Source organism: Cecembia sp. (genome assembly GCF_007126775.1).
Classification (GTDB): Bacteria; Bacteroidota; Bacteroidia; order Cytophagales; family Cyclobacteriaceae; genus Cecembia.
Genome location: NZ_SLAP01000011.1, coordinates 1 through 17,635 on the forward strand (window position 1 = coordinate 1; position 17,635 = coordinate 17,635).

The following is a 17,635-nucleotide window of genomic DNA, read 5'->3' on the forward strand; positions in this document are numbered from 1 at the left end:
CCAAGGGTTCTTAACCCTTGGAGGGTATTAAACTACCTAAAAGTATATTTAAGTCCCAACCCAGCACGGAAGAAATTCCCTCTTTCGGTGGGGAAAATGGGACTGGCTTCCATTATAAAGCCGAAATTCTTGGCATTAAAAGGCTTAACCAATAAGCCTAAGGGCACGCCGAGGTAGAAACCATCTCTGTTTCCCTCTGTTCCTAAATGAAATCCACTGTAAAAATTGACCTCATCACTTTGGACAAAATTATACCCAAAGGTACCTTCTATACCAACTCTACTACCCGCAGAAACCCGGGCCTCACCAAACATCTTATTGTCAGGATCTGTACCGATTGACGCAAAGGTAGCCGAACTCAAGCGATAAATCCCAGCAGCAATCTGTGCATTGGCTTGATATAAAGTGGCAAAAAACAGTACGGATGAAATTACAAGTGATTTTTTCATAATGTTAAATAGTTGGTTGAGCCTTATCTAAGACAAAGACCAGACCAAATTCCGGAGAAAAATCCTCAGCTTGCCCCTTCAAAAAGATAAAAAACTGAATGTTAGACATTTCGTAAATAAAAAACCACCTTCCACTCAAACACCGAACTGCCGCAGGTGATGGTCCGTATGCTTCCATACCAATATTCCCCACTCCCTGTGATTAAGTGGTCCGAAAAAGGGGTGGAAGCCTTGGAGTTGGTGGCTGATGTTCCCAAAGGCTTGCAAGGTATCGATTAAGCCATGCTTTTCTTCCAGAAATTTCTCTTGGGAAACCTTCCCTTTCATATCAAAGCGTTTTGGGCCTTTGACCATCTTGGGAAATTCTTTTCTGAAATAAAAAAAATAGTACTTTCCAAGCAGCTGCTTGAAATTAGCCTTCTTCTCAGGTTTGGGAGATTTCAAAACTGCCACAGCCACCTCCCGTGCATGTGCCAACATTTCCTCTATACGCATACTTCCCCAATGTGCTTGGTTTCCCGCTTGAAGTTTCGCTACACGGTCAAGTAACTCTTGGCGATGGTCTGGATCGAGGATGGATTTTTTCATTTGAAAGGGTAGTTTGGGGATAGGTGATGATCACGATAAAGCTATCAATTTTTATCATATTTCTCTCCTATCCTTCTGAAATTGCAAAAATTATATAGATCCAGCGATTATAATCGCAAAATTTATGCTAAAACTGAGATTAAGTTTATTCAAAGACTTTTCAACAAGCTTTTGGAAGAATGCTTCAGCAGTTCGGGCGATGCAGAACCCAAAATAATAAATCTACCGGGTACACGATGTTCGTCCACCAATGATCGTATCAAAGGGAATAATTCTGGCTTATGTTGAATCTCATCCAGTATCACCGTATGGTCTGCGATAGAATTAAAGAATAGCTCAGGGTCATTGAGTTTGTTGATGTCTGATAGCTTCTCCAAATCCAAATAAACAGAAGGTCTTTGGTAAGCAAAGTTTTTTGCCAGGGTAGTTTTTCCTACCTGCCTTGGCCCAATAATTCCCGTTACCGGAAAATTGGATACCGAAAACTCAAATTCTGTATGGATAAATCGCTCTAACATCCCTGCAATTTTAAAATTGCAGGGATAAATTATAAGTTTTTATCGAATTCATTGGAAGCTAAAATATCCCGGGTTTATGGTGATTCTAATTTTTAACCAATTTTAAAAATATCCCCAAGTCATTGGGTTGGATTAGTTTCAAGACTTTCAATGAGTTCAATTAATTCATCTTTCAGAGAAGGATATTTCTTTAATAATTTTTTAACCTCTTTCTCAAACTCAGGAATAGCTTTAACTTCAAAAATCATAATCCACGAAGTAAATCTTTGGCATTTTTAGCTTTAAGTTTTCCCGATTTCACTTTTATTGGAAAGGAAGACTCCCACACAATTCCCGAGAATTTATCTCCAATCCTGTAAAATCTCTTAACTTTGTGGCCGCATTCTAGTGCTATATTGCACTACGTATGTCTGCATCAAGGGATTTACCAATCCTTTGAAGCTTCATATTGTAATAAAATTGGGGGAAATCCCCCATCAAGCTATAGAAGACTGTGAAAAAATATCAGGAGTTTAAGCATGTAGATTATCCACAGATAGGAGAAAGTGTCCTCCAATACTGGAAAGAAAACGACATTTTCAAGAAGTCTGTCACTCAACGACAAGGCGCTGAAACCTTCACTTTTTTTGAAGGACCACCTTCTGCTAATGGTACCCCCGGCATTCACCATGTGATGGCCCGTACTTTGAAGGATATTTTTTGTCGATACAAAACCTTGAAAGGCTTCCAAGTAAAGCGTAAAGGTGGATGGGATACGCATGGTTTGCCAGTAGAATTGCAGGTAGAAAAGGAATTGGGTATTACCAAAGAAGATATCGGAAAGAAAATCACCGTAGAGGAATACAACCGCAAATGCCGTGAAACAGTCATGCGTTTCAAAAATGAGTGGGATGACCTGACCGAAAAAATCGGCTATTGGGTGGACTTGGATGATCCGTACATCACTTTTGATGCAAATTATATTGAATCTCTATGGTACCTCTTGCAGCAATTGTATAAAAAAGACTTGTTGTACAAAGGCTACACCATTCAGCCCTATTCCCCTGCTGCAGGTACAGGGCTGAGTTCGCACGAACTCAATCAGCCGGGTTGCTACCGGGATGTGAAGGATACCTCCATCACGGCACAGTTTAAACTCAAAAATCAAGAAAACACCTATATCCTCGCTTGGACTACTACTCCTTGGACCTTACCGTCCAACTCAGCCCTTGCAGTAGGAGAAAATTTGGATTATGTAAAGGTCAAGACCTTCAACCCCTATACCTTCGAGCCGATGTTTGCGATTTTGGCAAAAGCCAGAATGAGCGCGTTTTTCAATCCGAAAGCAGCGGTTTTGGCTTTGGAAGAGTTCAAGGCAGGAGACAAACTCATTCCTTACCAGATAGTCGAAGAGTTTAAAGGAAAAACCATGCTGGGCTGGGAATACGAGCAACTCTTCCCTATCCCTGCTTTGGCCCTGCCACATCCTGCCTTTACGGTAGTAGCGGGTGATTATGTGACTACGGAAGATGGTACGGGTATCGTTCACTTGGCCAAAGCTTTTGGTGCAGATGACTTCAGGACCTTGGTCCAAAACAACATCGCCGGTATATTTGTAAAAGACGATCAGGAGAATGATATCCCTGTGGTGGATAAGCAGGGAAAATTCCTATCTGTGGTAGGAGATTATCTGGCTGCCAAAATGAAGGAACATGCAATCACGGCCCATAAGGAGTTTGGTCCGGATGATTTCTTCGTTAAAAATTACACCAATGATGATGAAAATGCAGCGGATTTTAAAAATACTGACATCATCATCTCCATTATCCTGAAAAACGAAAACAGAGCCTTTAAGGTCGAAAAATACGAGCACAGCTATCCGCATTGTTGGAGAACTGACAAACCCATTCTTTACTATCCTTTGGAAAGCTGGTTTATCAAAACCACCGCATACAAGGATAAGCTTGTAGCCTTGAACAAAACGATTAACTGGAAACCTGAAGCTACCGGTACAGGTCGTTTTGGTAATTGGTTGGAAAATCTGGTAGATTGGAACCTAAGCCGCTCCAGATTCTGGGGAACTCCCCTACCGATCTGGAGGACAGAAGATGGTTCGGAGGAAAAATGCATTGGCTCAGTAGCTGAATTGCAGGAAGAAATTGAAGAAGCCATTACCAAAGGATTTATGAGCCAATCTCCGTGGGAAGGCAAGGAAATGGATCTTCACAGACCTTATGTGGATGATGTAGTGCTTGTTTCCTCCAAAGGAGAACAGATGTTCCGTGAGCCGGATCTTATCGACGTATGGTTCGACTCCGGGGCCATGCCTTATGCCCAGTGGCATTATCCATTTGAGAACGAAGACATCTTCAAAGCCAACTATCCGGCAGACTACATCGCTGAGGGAGTGGACCAGACCCGGGGTTGGTTTTTTACCCTGCATGCCATTGCTGGGATGCTCTTCGATTCCGTGGCTTTCAAAAACGTGATCGCCAACGGTCTTGTACTGGATAAAAACGGCAACAAAATGTCCAAGCGCTTGGGCAATGCCATCGATCCATTCAAGACCTTGAAGGAATATGGCCCTGATGCCCTCAGGTGGTACATGCTGAGCAATGCCAACCCCTGGGACAACCTGAAATTCAACCTCGACGGGGTGGCTGAAGTGCAGAGAAGGTTTTTCGGTACACTTCAAAATACCTACAACTTCTTCTCCCTTTACGCCAATCTGGATGAATTTGTCTATGATAAGGAAAAGTCAGTTCCTGTAGCGCAAAGAGCAGAACTGGATCAATGGATCATTTCCAAGTTACAATCCCTGATAGCCGAGGTGGAAGGGGCAATGGATAATTATGATGCCACCAAAGCAACCCGTGCGATCATGAATTTTACAGTGGATCAGTTGTCCAACTGGTACGTAAGATTGGCGAGGAAGCGGTTCTGGAGGGGAGAAATGAATGCGGATAAGCAGGCTGCCTATGAAACTTTATATGAATGCCTGCTCAGTCTGACCCAATTGATGTCATCTTTTGCGCCTTTCTATGCGGAATGGTTGTATAGAAACCTCACCGCAGCTATGCCAAACGCCCAAGAATCTGTTCACTTGACTGATTGGGTTCCTGCTGATCAAACCCTGATCAATGAGGATCTTGAAGAAAGCATGGACCTGGCACAGCGGACATCTTCCTTGGTGCATTCCTTAAGAAAAAATCCAAAAATCGGGATCAAGGTACGTCAACCTTTACAGCGCATTATGATTCCTGTTTTGAATGAAAAAAGCAGGAAACAACTGCAACATGTAGAGGAGCTGATCAAATCTGAAGTAAACATCAAGGAAGTAGAATACATTGATGATACCTCCGGTATTTTGGTCAAGGATGTGAAACCCAATCTTCCTGTCTTAGGTAAAAAACTGGGGCCCAAAATGCGCTTTGTGGTAGCCGCCATAAAGAACTGGGGGCAAGAGGAAATTGCCGAGATTGAAAAAAACAGAAAAATTTCAATCCAGGTAGAAGGGGAATTCATGGAAATTTTGCTGGAAGAAGTATTGATCAGCTCTCAGGATATACCAGGTTGGTCAGTTGCCTCTGATCAAGGATTGACCGTAGCTTTGGACATTACCCTTACAGAGGAATTGAAACAGGAAGGTGTTGCCAGAGACTTGGTCAACCGAATTCAGAACCTCAGAAAAGACATGGGCTTGGAAGTACAGGATAAAATCCATATCAAAGTGTCAAAACATGATGCCTTGGTGGATGCCGCATTGATAAATTTTGCAGGCTATATTCAAACCGAAACCCAGGCTTTATCGTTAGAGCAAAACGGTGCCTTGGAAGGCGCCACCCTGCTTGATATGGACGATTTTGAACTGAAAGTAAAAATTGAAAAGGCTTAGAAATTAAAAAATACAGTCAATAAGGAAGAATTGTTTTAAAAATTCCTTAAATCTGTGACTTTGAAAGCATATTCATGAAATATTTGAAATACTTTGGGATTGCCTTCTTGGTGATCGTTTTGGACCAAGCGGTAAAAATGTTGGTCCATTATCAGATGGATTTTGGTACTCCCGGTCAGATTAAGGTGTTTGGGGACTGGTTCAAGCTGCACTATACTACCAATCCGGGCATGGCATTCGGCATGCAATTGGGTACGGAGTATGGCAAATTCATTTTAACTACCTTCCGTTTGGTGGCCATGTTTGGTATAGGTTACTATTTGTACCATATCATCAAGCATAAAATGCATGTAGGGTATATCATTTGCATTTCTATGATACTTGGAGGTGCTATTGGTAACCTGATAGACAGTATATTTTATGGTGTTTGGTTAAACAATGCGCCTTACAATGCTCCTAGTCCTTGGTTCCATGGACAGGTTATAGATATGTTTTATATCGATATCTGGGAAGGATATTTGCCTGACTGGATTCCTCTCTGGGGAGGCAGCTACACTGCCTTATGGCCCATTTTCAATGTAGCCGATGCCTCAATTTTCGTTGGGGTAGCCATTATTTTGATATTTCAGGGAAGATTTTTTGATGAAAAGTTAACTACTTCAAAAACTGAGGAAGTAGATGAGATACAAAAACAGTTTATTGAAGGGGGCGAGAAACCTTCTTCAAGTAATTCTTAAAAAAGGCCGATTGGTCTTTTTTTATTTTTCATTCCTATATGAATACGGGTAGTCCAAAACGTTTGGAAGAGGAAATAGAAAACAATAGGCTTTATCTCTATGGAACTGAGGGTCGTCATAGAATGACTTTTGTCGCCTTGGAATATTAGAGCATTTCCCCACAATATTTACAATAGTTTGCATTATGATCCAAATGCCTTGCTTTACAGGTTTTGCAGGATTTATCCTGTTGTCCTGGAAAAGAAATGGACTTGGCAGCAGTCAATTCAGAAGTGACAATTCCGGTGGGTACGGCAATGATGGCATAACCGAGCAACATGATCACAGAGGAAATAAATTTTCCATAGGGAGTCAATGGGGTAATATCCCCGTATCCTACAGTTGTCAATGTCACAATAGCCCAATACATAGATATTCCTATACTGGTAAATCCATTCTCAGGCCCTTCAATGATAAACATTAAGGTTCCGGCAATCAATACAACCGTCACCACCGTACCCAAAAATAACTGAATCTTGGTTTTGCTGTTGTGCATAGCAGTCTTCAAAGTTTCTGCCTCTCTTAAATACTTGCCCAGTTTTAATATCCTGACCACCCGAAGCAACCTCAATGCCCTTACCACGACTAAAAATTGGGTGCCCGCAAAAAATAGACTCAAAAATGTCGGTATAATGGCCAATAAATCCACCAAACCATAGAAGCTGAATATGTACCCCCATTTCCTTTCACTAAGCCAAATCCTCATAATATACTCTATAGTGAATAATCCCGTAAATATCCATTCCAATACCAAAAACTCACGCTGGTACCTATTGTAGAGACTAGGTTCAGAATCCAATATTACAACTAAAAGACTTCCCAGAATTAGTCCTAAAATCAGCAAGTCAAAATTCTTCGATGCTTTATCATCATGCTCAAAGACTATATAGGCGAGGCGGGACTTTGAAATGAATGGGGCCATTGTAATTCAAGAAAAAGGTGAAGAGTGAATTTAATAAAAATGTTTGATAGAACGACCATGAATAATGAAGAGACCTGACAGGTTTTAGAAAACCTGTCAGGTATGACGCTAAATCACGGGGTCAAAAAAATCTAATTTGGCAGCATTACTAATACTCCTAGCTTGATCGCATGTATGTTCAGCAAAAAAAACCTACTCATCCCCCTCTTCATCAATCCAGGCATTCCAAAGTAAATCCAGATTGTTATTGATTTCTTCTACTTCTACATTTTCGAAATCGATTTTTTCCTTTCCCTTAAGGCAGTTATTTTAGGCCGCTCTTTTTTGTCCCCAAACTGAAACAGATGGCAATCTTTCTAAACAATGAAAATGTTTTTACTTTTCATAATTCTCTTCCACTTAAACTTCCATTTTGCTCTTGAATAGGCAGGAATAGACCTCAAAGACTGAAAAATCACCAAGACCAACATTCCAATGGTCACTGGAAAAACAGTCTCAAACCCCCAACCTGCATCTAGAATAATCCCAAACAAAGCAGGGCCTACAGCAGAACTCAACACCATCATACTGGTGAATAGAGATCTGACTGTTCCTATATATTTTTGCCCAAAAAACTCTACCTGTAAAGCGGCCACTGTAGCACTTCCAAAACCCGTAGATAAGCCCATCAGGATCATGTAGGGGTAGATAGTCCAAGAAGGACTGACTAGCCAAATGAATAATAGTGCTATCAAATAAGGAAAAAGATAAAAAGGGAAAAATGTCCTCGCGCTGTATTTGTCTATAAGAGGGCCTGCTGTTAGGATACTGAAAGCTGAGGCAATGGCATAGGCAGTTAGGCCTACCGCAATAATGGAGGTATTCCAACCCTTGAATTCCACAATAGGAAATTGATAAAAAAACAATCCTGTAATGGCAAAAGGAATGAAAAATACATTCGGTGCCAATAACCAAAACTCTTTTGAACGCATGATGTCCCTCTGTCTGATCTTTTGTTGCGATTGTTCCTTTGAATTTTGGGTATCTTCTCCTCCTTGCTCCGGAATCAAATGCTTGTCTCTTATTACAAATAGCGTAAACAGAGTCACTACTACCGCCACTAAGAACGCATTCAACCATAAAGATTGCCTCCATCCAATCTGCGTGATAACCAGCAAGATGATTGCCGGTAAAATAGCCTGCCCCATAGGATGGCCAAGCGAGGCCAAAGAAATCGCTTTACCCCGGTTGACAGAAAAATACCTGGACATGGAGGTTATAGAAATATGAGAATAAAGCCCCTGACCCGCTAATCGCATACCTAAAAAGGCGATAGGTACATACCACCATGCCTGGGAAATACTGAAAAACAATAGGGAAATAATAAAAAGAAAAGTAGTGGTCAAAGTAAACTTACGTAAGGGAACCGTATCAATCAACTTTCCCACCTTTGGCAAAATGGCCGCGCTTACAATAGTAGCCACACCATAGAAAGTACTGATCAGTCCATTGGATAATGAAAACTCCTCCTTAATAAAGGGGACATACAAGGCCAGCAAAAAGGTCTGCCCAAAACTGGACAGCGCCGTCATCATGATACCAAAAGTTACCATGACAGAATTTTTCTTAATAAATTGTAGATAATTCAAGGCGTACTAAAGGTCATATCAAAGAGCCTGCAAGTTAATCAATTGCTCGCTAAGCACCTTGGGTTATGTACCTTTACCCCTAATAATAATAAAATGGATCATCTGAGTACCTTGTAGGGCCCAATCTTTCTTCACTTGATTTAAAACCTCCAAATCTATAAGTTACCAATCCTATATTCCATATTGACCATACGGGTTTTCACGAAGTGCAAATAATAAACTACCTTATATAATTCTAAAACAATCGATTACGGATCGGTTTTTGGGAATTTTTTAGATTGAATTTTAAAAAAAATAAAATAAAATTCCGCCTTTGTAGACAAAATGAGTAGCTTTGTAGCTTGTTACCAGCCGATTATACATCAATGACTATCACTCCACCTTAATTAATTATTTTTTTGAATAGAAAGCAGTACAGGTTTTCAGCGCTATCAATTTACTTTTTCATTAAAAAATTCTATTACACTTAACTTATTGCAGCATTATGACACAGATGTTTTACCGCCTGTTCAAACCCACTCAGGCAAATCTGAAAGACGAAGTATTGTCAGGCTTGACTGTGGCCTTGGCTTTGGTGCCGGAAGCAGTTGCTTTTTCTTTAATTGCCGGAGTAAGTCCTTTGGTCGGTTTATACACGGCATTTATTATCGGTTTGATTACATCCATTTTAGGCGGTAGACCAGGAATGATTTCCGGTGCTACTGGTGCTATCGCAGTGGTAGTGGTTGCCTTAGTTGTATCTCATGGGGTGGAATACCTTTTTGCCGCCGTCGTTTTAATGGGCCTGATCCAAATTGCAGTAGGGCTTTTAAAATTAGGTAAGTTGATACGCCTTGTTCCGCATCCGGTGATGTTCGGATTTGTAAATGGTCTGGCTATAGTCATTGGAATGGCCCAATTTGAGCAATTCAAATTTACCACAGCGGCAGGCACAGTGGAGTGGATGACTGGAAATCCTTTGTATGTGATGATTGGCTTAGTGGCTTTGACCATGGTCATCATCAAGTTTCTACCCAAAGTGACTACAGCAGTTCCTTCTGCATTGGTTGCTATCCTTACCATCTCTTTGGTTGTAATTTTTGGAGGAATTGATACCCGAACAGTAGGTGATTTGGCTTCCATAAGCGGTGGATTACCCGAATTTCATCTTCCTCTCGTACCAATAAATTGGGAAACCTTTATGATTATCCTTCCTTATTCCGCCATCATGGCTGGGGTTGGTCTGATTGAGAGTTTGCTAACCCTGACCTTAATCGATGAAATCACCGAAACTAGAGGGCATGGAAATAAGGAGTGTGTAGCACAGGGTGTCGCTAACGTGACCACCGGATTCTTTGGGGGAATGGGAGGATGCGCTATGATCGGACAATCTTTGATTAATGTAAATGCTGGAGGGCGTAACCGAATTTCAGGGATTGTAGCATCCGTAGGTTTATTAATTTTTATTCTATTTCTTTCAAGCTACATTGAAATGATCCCTATGGCTGCATTGGTCGGCTTGATGTTCATGGTGGCTATCGGAACTTTTGAATGGGCTTCTTTGAAAGTATTCAGAAAAGTACCTTTTCATGATGTCTTGGTGATGGTAATTGTAACGCTTGTGACTGTGTTCCTACATAATTTGGCTTTAGCTGTATTGATTGGTGTGATTATTTCAGCCTTGGTATTTGCCTGGCAAAATGCAAAAATGATCCGGACTAGGAAAAGAGTGGACGAAAATGGCGTCAAGCATTATGAGGTTTTTGGACCCTTATTTTTTGCTTCAGCGATGACTTTTGGACAAAAATTTGACCCCATCAATGACCCTGAGGAAATAGTCATTGACTTTGCTGAAAGCAGAATTGTGGATCACTCCGGAATTGATGCCATCCATAAGGTAACCGAGCGCTACCATAAAATGGGGAAAACCGTTTATATCCGACACTTGGATAGCTCTAGCCGTGTTTTATTGGCCAAGGCCGAAAAAATCATCAATGTAAACTATACGGATGATGATCCTTCTTTTAAGATTGTATTGGAACAAGAAAAAGCAATGGCTTAATTGAAAAACTTTATAACGCCTTTTAAAAAGGTCTTGAGCAATTCCTCAAGCACTTTTTTATGGAAAAATGATTCGCTATTGCCTGAAAGATAGTGGGTTTTTAATGTTTCAAAGGTTCGTAGATTTGCAATGATGCTTTTATAAATCCATCGATTATTCTAATAAATCGATGCCTTCAAAAAAATTTCTCTGCTTTTTTTAACCAAAAAATAATTTTATCTAAAAATTTACCACCTATTTTTTTATTCAATTTTTATATGGTTATTGGCCCAAAAAACTAAAGACCTCATTTATGAAAAAAATCTTTTGTTTCATTGCTACGATCACCATGATTTCAACATCATCTATTGCCCAAATTGAAAAGGGTGGTCAATTATTTGGCATTCAATCTGTATTCGTCAAAAGCTATCCCCAGAATGAAGGCGCTTATAAAACGAGCTCTTACGATGCTGACCTTTCAGTCTTCCACTTATTTATGGTAAGCAATAGGATAGGCTTGGGTTATTTTACCAATTTAAATTTTTCAGGTTATAAATCAGAAAACAAAGATTCTTGGGGTATGGATTTGAATTATAAAAACAGGAGTCTTACCGGACACATTGGCCCAATGGCAAGGTATATGATTCCTATTTCACAGAATACCTACATCTTCCCTCAATTTCTGACCGGTTTTGGCAGAAACTGGACGACATACCGCAGCAACGTACACGGTTCAATTTATAATTCTAAATCAAACAGCAGCACTTCCCTAACAGAGTTTCAGTTTGGAATGGCTAATTTTTTGAATCAATGTGTGGCCTTAGAGACCAAAATAGGATACGGCTGGGCCAGAATCAATCAAAATGAGCAAAAAACAAAACTCAATGCATTAGGTGCTAGCTTTGGTGCAGTCTTGTATTTCAATCGAAAAACAAAAATTTAGATTAAGGCCCGTAAGAAGCATACGGGTTAATCCGGATTATTTTGGAAAAAGTTATCTTTGAATGTTTAATGATCAAAGTTTATCCAATAAATGATTGTAGAAAAAAACAAAGTTATTGCACTGTCTTATGAACTGCATGTCGATGATGGTGAAACTGGAAAAACCTTTTTTGAAAGTGTTTCCAAAGAAAAACCCTTTTACTTCCTATTCGGAACAGGAAACATTTTGCCAAAATTGGAGGAAGCCATTGAAGGAAAAAGTGCAGGAGAAGGTTTTGAGGTATTTATTGATTATGAAAATGCCTATGGGGATTACGATGAAAGCAAACGTGTAATCGTACCCAAGTCCAACTTCAAAGAAGATGGCAAGAAGCAAAAGGACCTCTTGAAGGTAGGAAAGGTAATCCCCATGCAGGATGACCAAGGTAACCAATTGCGGGGTGAAATTCTCAAAATTGACTATAAAGGTGTACATATGGATTTCAATTCCCCTTTAGCAGGACTTGACCTTTATTTCAAAGGAGAAATTGTCTTTATTAGGGAGGCTGATCCGGAAGAAATCGACCATGGCCATGTTCATGGGCCAGGAGGGCATCAGCATTAAAGCAATAATGAAGAATGTTGAATTAAGAATGGAATGATGAAGAAAATCAGAACAGCATTGGTAGGTTACGGATCGGTCGGCGAAAAAATGCATGGGCCATTAATTTCAGTTTGTGAAGACCTCGAATTGGTGGCTGTAGTTGAGAGAAACCAGGAAAGGTCTATAGAAAAATATCCCCAAGTGACAGTTTTCAAGAGTCTGGAAGCCTTACTGGAAGCCGATGCTGCTGATTTGATCGTCATTGTTACCCCAAATGAATTCCATTTCCCTTATGCCAAGATGGCTTTAGAGGCAGGCAAACACGTAGTAGTAGACAAGCCAGTCACAGTACATTCTCAAGATGCAAGGATATTGCATCAGATTGCCGAAGAAAAAGGTTTGGTCTTGTCAGTTTTCCAAAACCGGCGCTGGGATGGAGATATCCAAACCATAGAAAAGTTACTCCATGAGGGTACCTTGGGAAGAATTGTCCATTTTGAATCCCACTTTGATCGGTTTAGGCCACAGTTAGCGGATAATTGGCGTGAAAAAGATGTCCCAGGGAATGGGATTACTTTTGATTTAGGGACCCATTTGATCGATCAAACAATAATGTTGTTTGGCAAGCCCAAATGGGTATATGCAGAAATCCTCAAGCAACGTAAGGGGGCAGTGGCTGACGATTTTTTCGATATTACCCTGATGTATGAAGGCATGAAAGCCAGATTAACTGCCTCTGTGATGGTGAATGCACCTCTACCAAAATTTTTGGTTTTAGGAGAAAGGGGCAGTTATGTAAAATATGGGTTGGATGTACAAGAAAAGGCTTTTAAGTCAGGGCAGATCCCAGGAGGAGCAAACTGGGGTTTGGAGGATGCCGATTCTTGGGGCAGCCTTCATTTGGAAAACGGGATTGTCTCTTACCCTACAGAAAGAGGAGATTACAGGCATTTCTATCAAAATTTAGCAGACACCATTCTGGGACAAGGGAGTCTTAAAGTAAAAATGGAACAAGCTATTTTGGTATTGGAAATCATTGAATCAGCTTTCTTGAGTAACAAGGAAGGCAGGAGGATTAACCTTTAAATGCTTTCATGTTCCGGGAAGGGATATTCCTTTGACCCTTCTGTATAATGAAAGGGCATATTTATCTGTCATCCCAGAAATGAAATCTACCAAGGCCCGCATCAAAGGATAAGGATTTACCTGTTCTCCCCAGCCTTCCATTGGAAAATCCTCTGGTAACAATCTCAAGATACTTTTGTCTTTCCCAGAAAAAAGCTCAGTCTGGTAATACTTATGGTAGATCGCCCGTGAAAATACCTCCAAAAGTCCCTCCAAGACCTGAAACCCTGCTGCTTCCTTCTCTAATACAGCAGTAGAACGATAGATTTTACTTACCGAAAGACCTGATATTTCCTTAAGCGCATTTGCTGAAGGAATAATATCAGTAAGTGCCCTGTCAAATGTACCCGATAGCATACCTTCCTCATTTTCTTTAAATGCTTGAACACATTCCTCTATCAATTGGCCGATAGCCATAGCTCTAAGTATAGCCAGCTTTTCGGTCTTGGCATTATACTTTTCCAGCTTATCCGCTCGAAATTTTTCGCCCAAAATTTTACTGAAAAGCAAGATCGCATTTTCCAAACTGACAAGCCCAAGGGTACAGCCATCTTCAAGATCGATGATGCTGTAGCAGATATCATCCGCAGCCTCCACCAAAAAGGCCAACGGATGTCTTAACCAGCAATCAGAATTGATTTTGGATAAGCCAAGCACATCCGTTAATCTCTGGAAATCCACCAGTTGATCTGAATAAAAACCGAATTTTTTTTGACTCTTTCTTGCTTTATCTTGATCATAAATAAAGGAAGGGCGAGGATATTTGGTGAAAGCAGCCAATGTGACATAAGATAGCTGTAGCCCATTATTCTTAGAAACCAACATCCTGAACCCCTGTGCATTTCCCTCAAAATTACTCAGGTCCTCCCACTCAAGCGGACTTACGTGTGGCTGCCAAACATAGCCATAAGGATGGTATTTGAAAAAGTCCGAAATTGCTTCCTCTCCTGCATGTCCAAATGGTGGATTGCCTATATCATGGGTAAGTGCTGCAGCGGCTACTATGGCCCCAAGGTCGGATGAGGTAACTTCGGTTTCTGACAGTTCAGGATATTTTTCCAACAAAAATTCTCCTGATGCTTTGCCCAGTGACCTGCCTACACTGGAAACTTCAAGGCTATGGGTTAATCTGGTATGTACAAAATGATGTTCAGGCAATGGAAATACTTGGGTCTTATCCTGAAGATTCCTGAAAGGAGAAGAAAAGATAATCCTATCATAGTCCCTCTCAAAAACAGTTCGAACAGAACCTGTTGTTACTTTTTCTGCTCTATTATCTGGGTCAAATCTTCCCGAGGTCAGTAGCTTTTTCCATTTCATCATGGCCAAAAATACTAAAGCTACAAGTTTATTTTCCTATCATTGGTGAAAAAAGAAGGTGGAGTTAATTCTGGCACCAAGCTTGGGTAAGATTTCCCGAACCAACTTAATAAGCTATGAAATGTTTGATAAAGTCCTTTAGTCTGGCAGCCATCGCAGTCTTGTTATTTTCTTCCTGTGACCTGGAAAATAGAGAAGAAAGAATCAGTGATGGACATGCTAAGGTTAATGTTTTTTTAATCGATGCGCCAGCTTCCTATGATGAAGTTTGGATAGAGGTACTGGGGGTACAGATTCTAACCAAAGGAAATGATGAATCCAATGAAAGTGCCTGGATCAACCTTCCTTATAAAAAAGAGGAACAAAAAATCAATTTGCTCGCCTTGACGGGTGGAAATTCGGAGCACCTTGGAGGCGTAGAGGTCCCTGCGGGCGCTATTTCACAGATCAGGTTAATGCTTGGAGATGACAATTACATCATTCAAAATGGCGTAAGAAGTGATTTAAAGACACCCAGTGCCCAGCAAAGTGGCCTGAAGCTAAAGGTAGATAAGCCTTTAGATGCGGGTGTTTCTTACGATATAGTCATAGACTTTGATGCCTCAAAATCTATCGTTAAGGCGGGTAATTCAGGATTGTTTATCCTAAAACCTGTACTCCGTGTAGTTGCTGAAGAATTGGCCACCGTAGAAGGAACAGTACTTCCACTTGAGGCCGGTCCTGTTAGCGTCTCCGCTATTTTAGATCAGGATACAGTAGGCACATTTACAGATGATAATGGTCTATTTATCCTAAGAGGATTAAAAGGAGGGAATTACAATTTTTGGTTTGTACCAAACAGCGAAGATTTTGAAGGCTTATTGCTGGAAGAAATAAGCATTCCGGTAGGGGAGACGACCAAATTTGACCCTATTACTTTAGATGAAGCTTCTGAAGAGGAAGAAGAAGAAGGTTAAAATTTAAAATTAAGGGGCTGTCTCATAAATATGGACAGCCTCTTTTTTATTCTTTTGATTAATTATACCAATACCCTTACATTTGGGTGTGAAAAGAGCCAACTTATTCCTCTTAACCTTTTTTCTGTGTTTTTTATCCTGCTCAGACGAAGGAGAAAGAAACAATGCCCTGGTCAATGTTTTTATTATTGGCTCAGGAGGAGAATTCGATGATATTTTGCTGGAAATTCTTGGCGTTGAAATCAAAACATTAGGGAGTAGGGGTACAGACAATACGGAATCCATTTTTTTACCCAATATACAGGTCGACAAAAGGGTTAATATCGCTGCCTTGACAGCCAATGCCCAATTTTTGGTAGGAAGGGGTGAATTGTCTTTAAACTCGATCACAGAAATTACGCTAAGGCTTGGGGAAGACAATTTTGTGGTAGTGGGAAATCAACGATTCCCACTTCAAATTCCAAATGAAAACGTTGCTAACCCCAGCTTCCCAGTGAATTTCTCTTTATTTGGTGGTATTTCACATGATATTTTCCTAGATTTTGACCCTTTCCGATCCTTCCTTATTACCCCTGGATTGGAGCCTACAGTCGAACTGAGCGCCTACATCCGACCCTTTATGTCTCTGGAAAAGGGCAGGGCCAATGGCTCAATTAGCCCTTCTAATCAAAGGGTGGGCATCTTTACGTTTAATGAAAATGGTGAATGGGTAAGCAGTACCGGTTCCCAAGCCCCATCAGGAAATTTTTCCATACGGGGTCTAGAAGAAAACAAACTTCACCGGGTATTGATCTTACCCTTCAACGAGAGTTATCTTCCAGATACCTTGGACAGTGTCAGTGTAAACATCCGGGAAATCACCCAATTGGGGACAATCAACCTGAGACTCATAGAAGAATAATGGATCAGCAGGAAAAATTCATGCTTCGGGCTATAGAACTGGCAGAACTAGGCCGGCGAAAAGTAAGTCCCAACCCCATGGTAGGTTGTGTAATTGTACATGAGGATCTAATTATAGGGGAAGGTTATCATGAAATCTATGGTGGACCTCATGCCGAGCCTAATGCGATCCATATGGTCAAAGACCAGACATTGTTAAAGGAATCTACCGTTTATGTCAGCCTCGAACCTTGTGCCCATTGGGGCAAAACGCCTCCCTGTGCAAATTTATTGACAGAAAAAGGAGTCAAAAAAGTAGTCATTGGCGCAGTAGACAGCAACCCCTTGGTAGGTGGTAGAGGCATTCAGATTCTTAAGGATGCCGGAATTGAAGTGGAAACAGGCCTGCTTGAAGACAAGGTTCGCGAACAAAACATTCGTTTTTTCACCTTTATGGAAAAAAAGCGGCCCTATATTATCCTTAAATGGGCAGAGACCAAAGATGGCTTTATTGCACGGGAAAATTATGATTCCAAATGGATCAGCAATCCATATAGCAGGCAACTGGTCCATAAATGGAGAGCCGAAGAGGATGCCATTATGGTAGGGACGCTTACAGCACAGTACGACAATCCACAACTGAATGTAAGGAACTGGCAGGGTGAGCATCCCCTAAGGGTGGTAATTGACAGGAACCTGAGACTGAGCCCAGGACTCTATTTGTTTGATAAAAGTGAAGCCACCCTTTGTTATAATCAGATCAAAAACCAATTAGCACACAATTTGGAAAAAGTCAAGCTAAAAGTAGGCTTTGAATTGGAGGAGGTATTTGAAGACCTGTATCAAAGAAAAATCCAAAGCATCATTGTAGAAGGTGGTGCCAAAATTCTCAATAAATTGATCGAAAAGGAACTTTGGGATGAAGCCCGTGTTTTTACAGGTGATGTGAAATTTAAATCAGGAATTCCTGCCCCGCAAATAAAGGGGGCTTTAATTTCAGATACCATGATCATGGGAGACAAGCTCTCCATCTGGAAACCAAATAACCCATAAAA

15 protein-coding genes are annotated in these 17,635 nt (G+C 40.8%); 9 read left to right on the forward strand and 6 right to left on the reverse strand.

The window, feature by feature from the left end:
* Window positions 1-32 precede the first annotated feature (32 nt).
* The 3 genes from QZT73_RS00900 to QZT73_RS00910 all read right to left on the reverse strand — a co-directional run bounded on the left by QZT73_RS00900 (window position 33) and on the right by QZT73_RS00910 (window position 1,555).
* Window positions 33-449, reverse strand: coding sequence for an outer membrane insertion C- signal (locus QZT73_RS00900; RefSeq protein ID WP_291786162.1), 417 nt, complete (start codon window positions 447-449; stop codon window positions 33-35).
* A 135-nt stretch (window positions 450-584) separates the two neighbouring features.
* Entirely contained in the window at window positions 585-1,037 is a 453-nt protein-coding gene (locus QZT73_RS00905; protein ID WP_291786164.1) for a DUF1569 domain-containing protein, read from the reverse strand.
* Between the two features lie 149 nt (window positions 1,038-1,186).
* Window positions 1,187-1,555 (reverse strand): AAA family ATPase, encoded by a 369-nt coding sequence (locus QZT73_RS00910; protein ID WP_291786165.1) that lies wholly within the window; start codon window positions 1,553-1,555, stop codon window positions 1,187-1,189.
* 493 nt (window positions 1,556-2,048) lie between these two features.
* Here QZT73_RS00910 and ileS point away from each other — a divergent pair, with 493 nt between their 5' ends.
* On the forward strand, window positions 2,049-5,429 hold the full coding sequence (gene ileS, locus QZT73_RS00915; protein ID WP_291786166.1) for an isoleucine--tRNA ligase: 3,381 nt from the start codon (window positions 2,049-2,051) through the stop codon (window positions 5,427-5,429).
* Window positions 5,430-5,503: 74 nt separating this feature from the next.
* Window positions 5,504-6,166 (forward strand): lipoprotein signal peptidase, encoded by a 663-nt coding sequence (locus QZT73_RS00920; RefSeq protein WP_291784504.1) that lies wholly within the window; start codon window positions 5,504-5,506, stop codon window positions 6,164-6,166.
* Between the two features lie 145 nt (window positions 6,167-6,311).
* On the opposite strand, the gene QZT73_RS00925 is transcribed toward QZT73_RS00920, so the two are convergent.
* Together QZT73_RS00925 and QZT73_RS00930 are read right to left on the reverse strand one after the other, a co-directional pair.
* A complete protein-coding gene (locus tag QZT73_RS00925; RefSeq protein WP_291784506.1) occupies window positions 6,312-7,127 on the reverse strand; it encodes an ion transporter in 816 nt (271 codons plus the stop codon).
* A gap of 356 nt (window positions 7,128-7,483) precedes the next feature.
* Window positions 7,484-8,701, reverse strand: a complete 1,218-nt coding sequence (locus tag QZT73_RS00930) for an MFS transporter (protein ID WP_291786168.1) — start codon at window positions 8,699-8,701, stop codon at window positions 7,484-7,486.
* Between the two features lie 538 nt (window positions 8,702-9,239).
* On the opposite strand from QZT73_RS00930, the gene QZT73_RS00935 reads away from it, so the two are divergent.
* The 4 genes from QZT73_RS00935 to QZT73_RS00950 all read left to right on the forward strand — a co-directional run bounded on the left by QZT73_RS00935 (window position 9,240) and on the right by QZT73_RS00950 (window position 13,386).
* Window positions 9,240-10,796 (forward strand): SulP family inorganic anion transporter, encoded by a 1,557-nt coding sequence (locus QZT73_RS00935; protein ID WP_291786169.1) that lies wholly within the window; start codon window positions 9,240-9,242, stop codon window positions 10,794-10,796.
* Window positions 10,797-11,088: 292 nt separating this feature from the next.
* Window positions 11,089-11,718, forward strand: coding sequence for a hypothetical protein (locus tag QZT73_RS00940; RefSeq protein ID WP_291784513.1), 630 nt, complete (start codon window positions 11,089-11,091; stop codon window positions 11,716-11,718).
* 90 nt (window positions 11,719-11,808) lie between these two features.
* A complete protein-coding gene (locus QZT73_RS00945) occupies window positions 11,809-12,321 on the forward strand; it encodes an FKBP-type peptidyl-prolyl cis-trans isomerase (RefSeq protein ID WP_291784515.1) in 513 nt (170 codons plus the stop codon).
* A 36-nt stretch (window positions 12,322-12,357) separates the two neighbouring features.
* On the forward strand, window positions 12,358-13,386 hold the full coding sequence (locus QZT73_RS00950) for an oxidoreductase (protein WP_291784537.1): 1,029 nt from the start codon (window positions 12,358-12,360) through the stop codon (window positions 13,384-13,386).
* Between the two features lie 6 nt (window positions 13,387-13,392).
* Here the strand turns inward: QZT73_RS00950 and dgt are convergent, their stop codons facing one another.
* Entirely contained in the window at window positions 13,393-14,748 is a 1,356-nt protein-coding gene (gene dgt, locus QZT73_RS00955) for a dGTP triphosphohydrolase (protein WP_291784517.1), read from the reverse strand.
* Between the two features lie 113 nt (window positions 14,749-14,861).
* Between dgt and QZT73_RS00960 the strand changes: the two genes are divergently transcribed.
* The 3 genes from QZT73_RS00960 (at window position 14,862) to ribD (ending at window position 17,633) form a co-directional block, all read left to right on the forward strand.
* Window positions 14,862-15,701: a DUF4382 domain-containing protein gene (locus tag QZT73_RS00960; RefSeq protein WP_291784519.1), complete on the forward strand. Its 840-nt coding sequence runs from the start codon at window positions 14,862-14,864 to the stop codon at window positions 15,699-15,701.
* A gap of 88 nt (window positions 15,702-15,789) precedes the next feature.
* Window positions 15,790-16,602 (forward strand): DUF4382 domain-containing protein, encoded by an 813-nt coding sequence (locus QZT73_RS00965; RefSeq protein ID WP_291784521.1) that lies wholly within the window; start codon window positions 15,790-15,792, stop codon window positions 16,600-16,602.
* Window positions 16,602-17,633 carry a bifunctional diaminohydroxyphosphoribosylaminopyrimidine deaminase/5-amino-6-(5-phosphoribosylamino)uracil reductase RibD gene (gene ribD, locus QZT73_RS00970; protein WP_291786170.1) on the forward strand — a complete coding sequence of 344 codons (1,032 nt, stop codon included), beginning with the start codon at window positions 16,602-16,604 and terminating at the stop codon, window positions 17,631-17,633. The genes QZT73_RS00965 and ribD overlap by 1 nt, the downstream gene beginning before the upstream one ends.
* The last annotated feature ends 2 nt before the right edge of the window (window positions 17,634-17,635 follow it).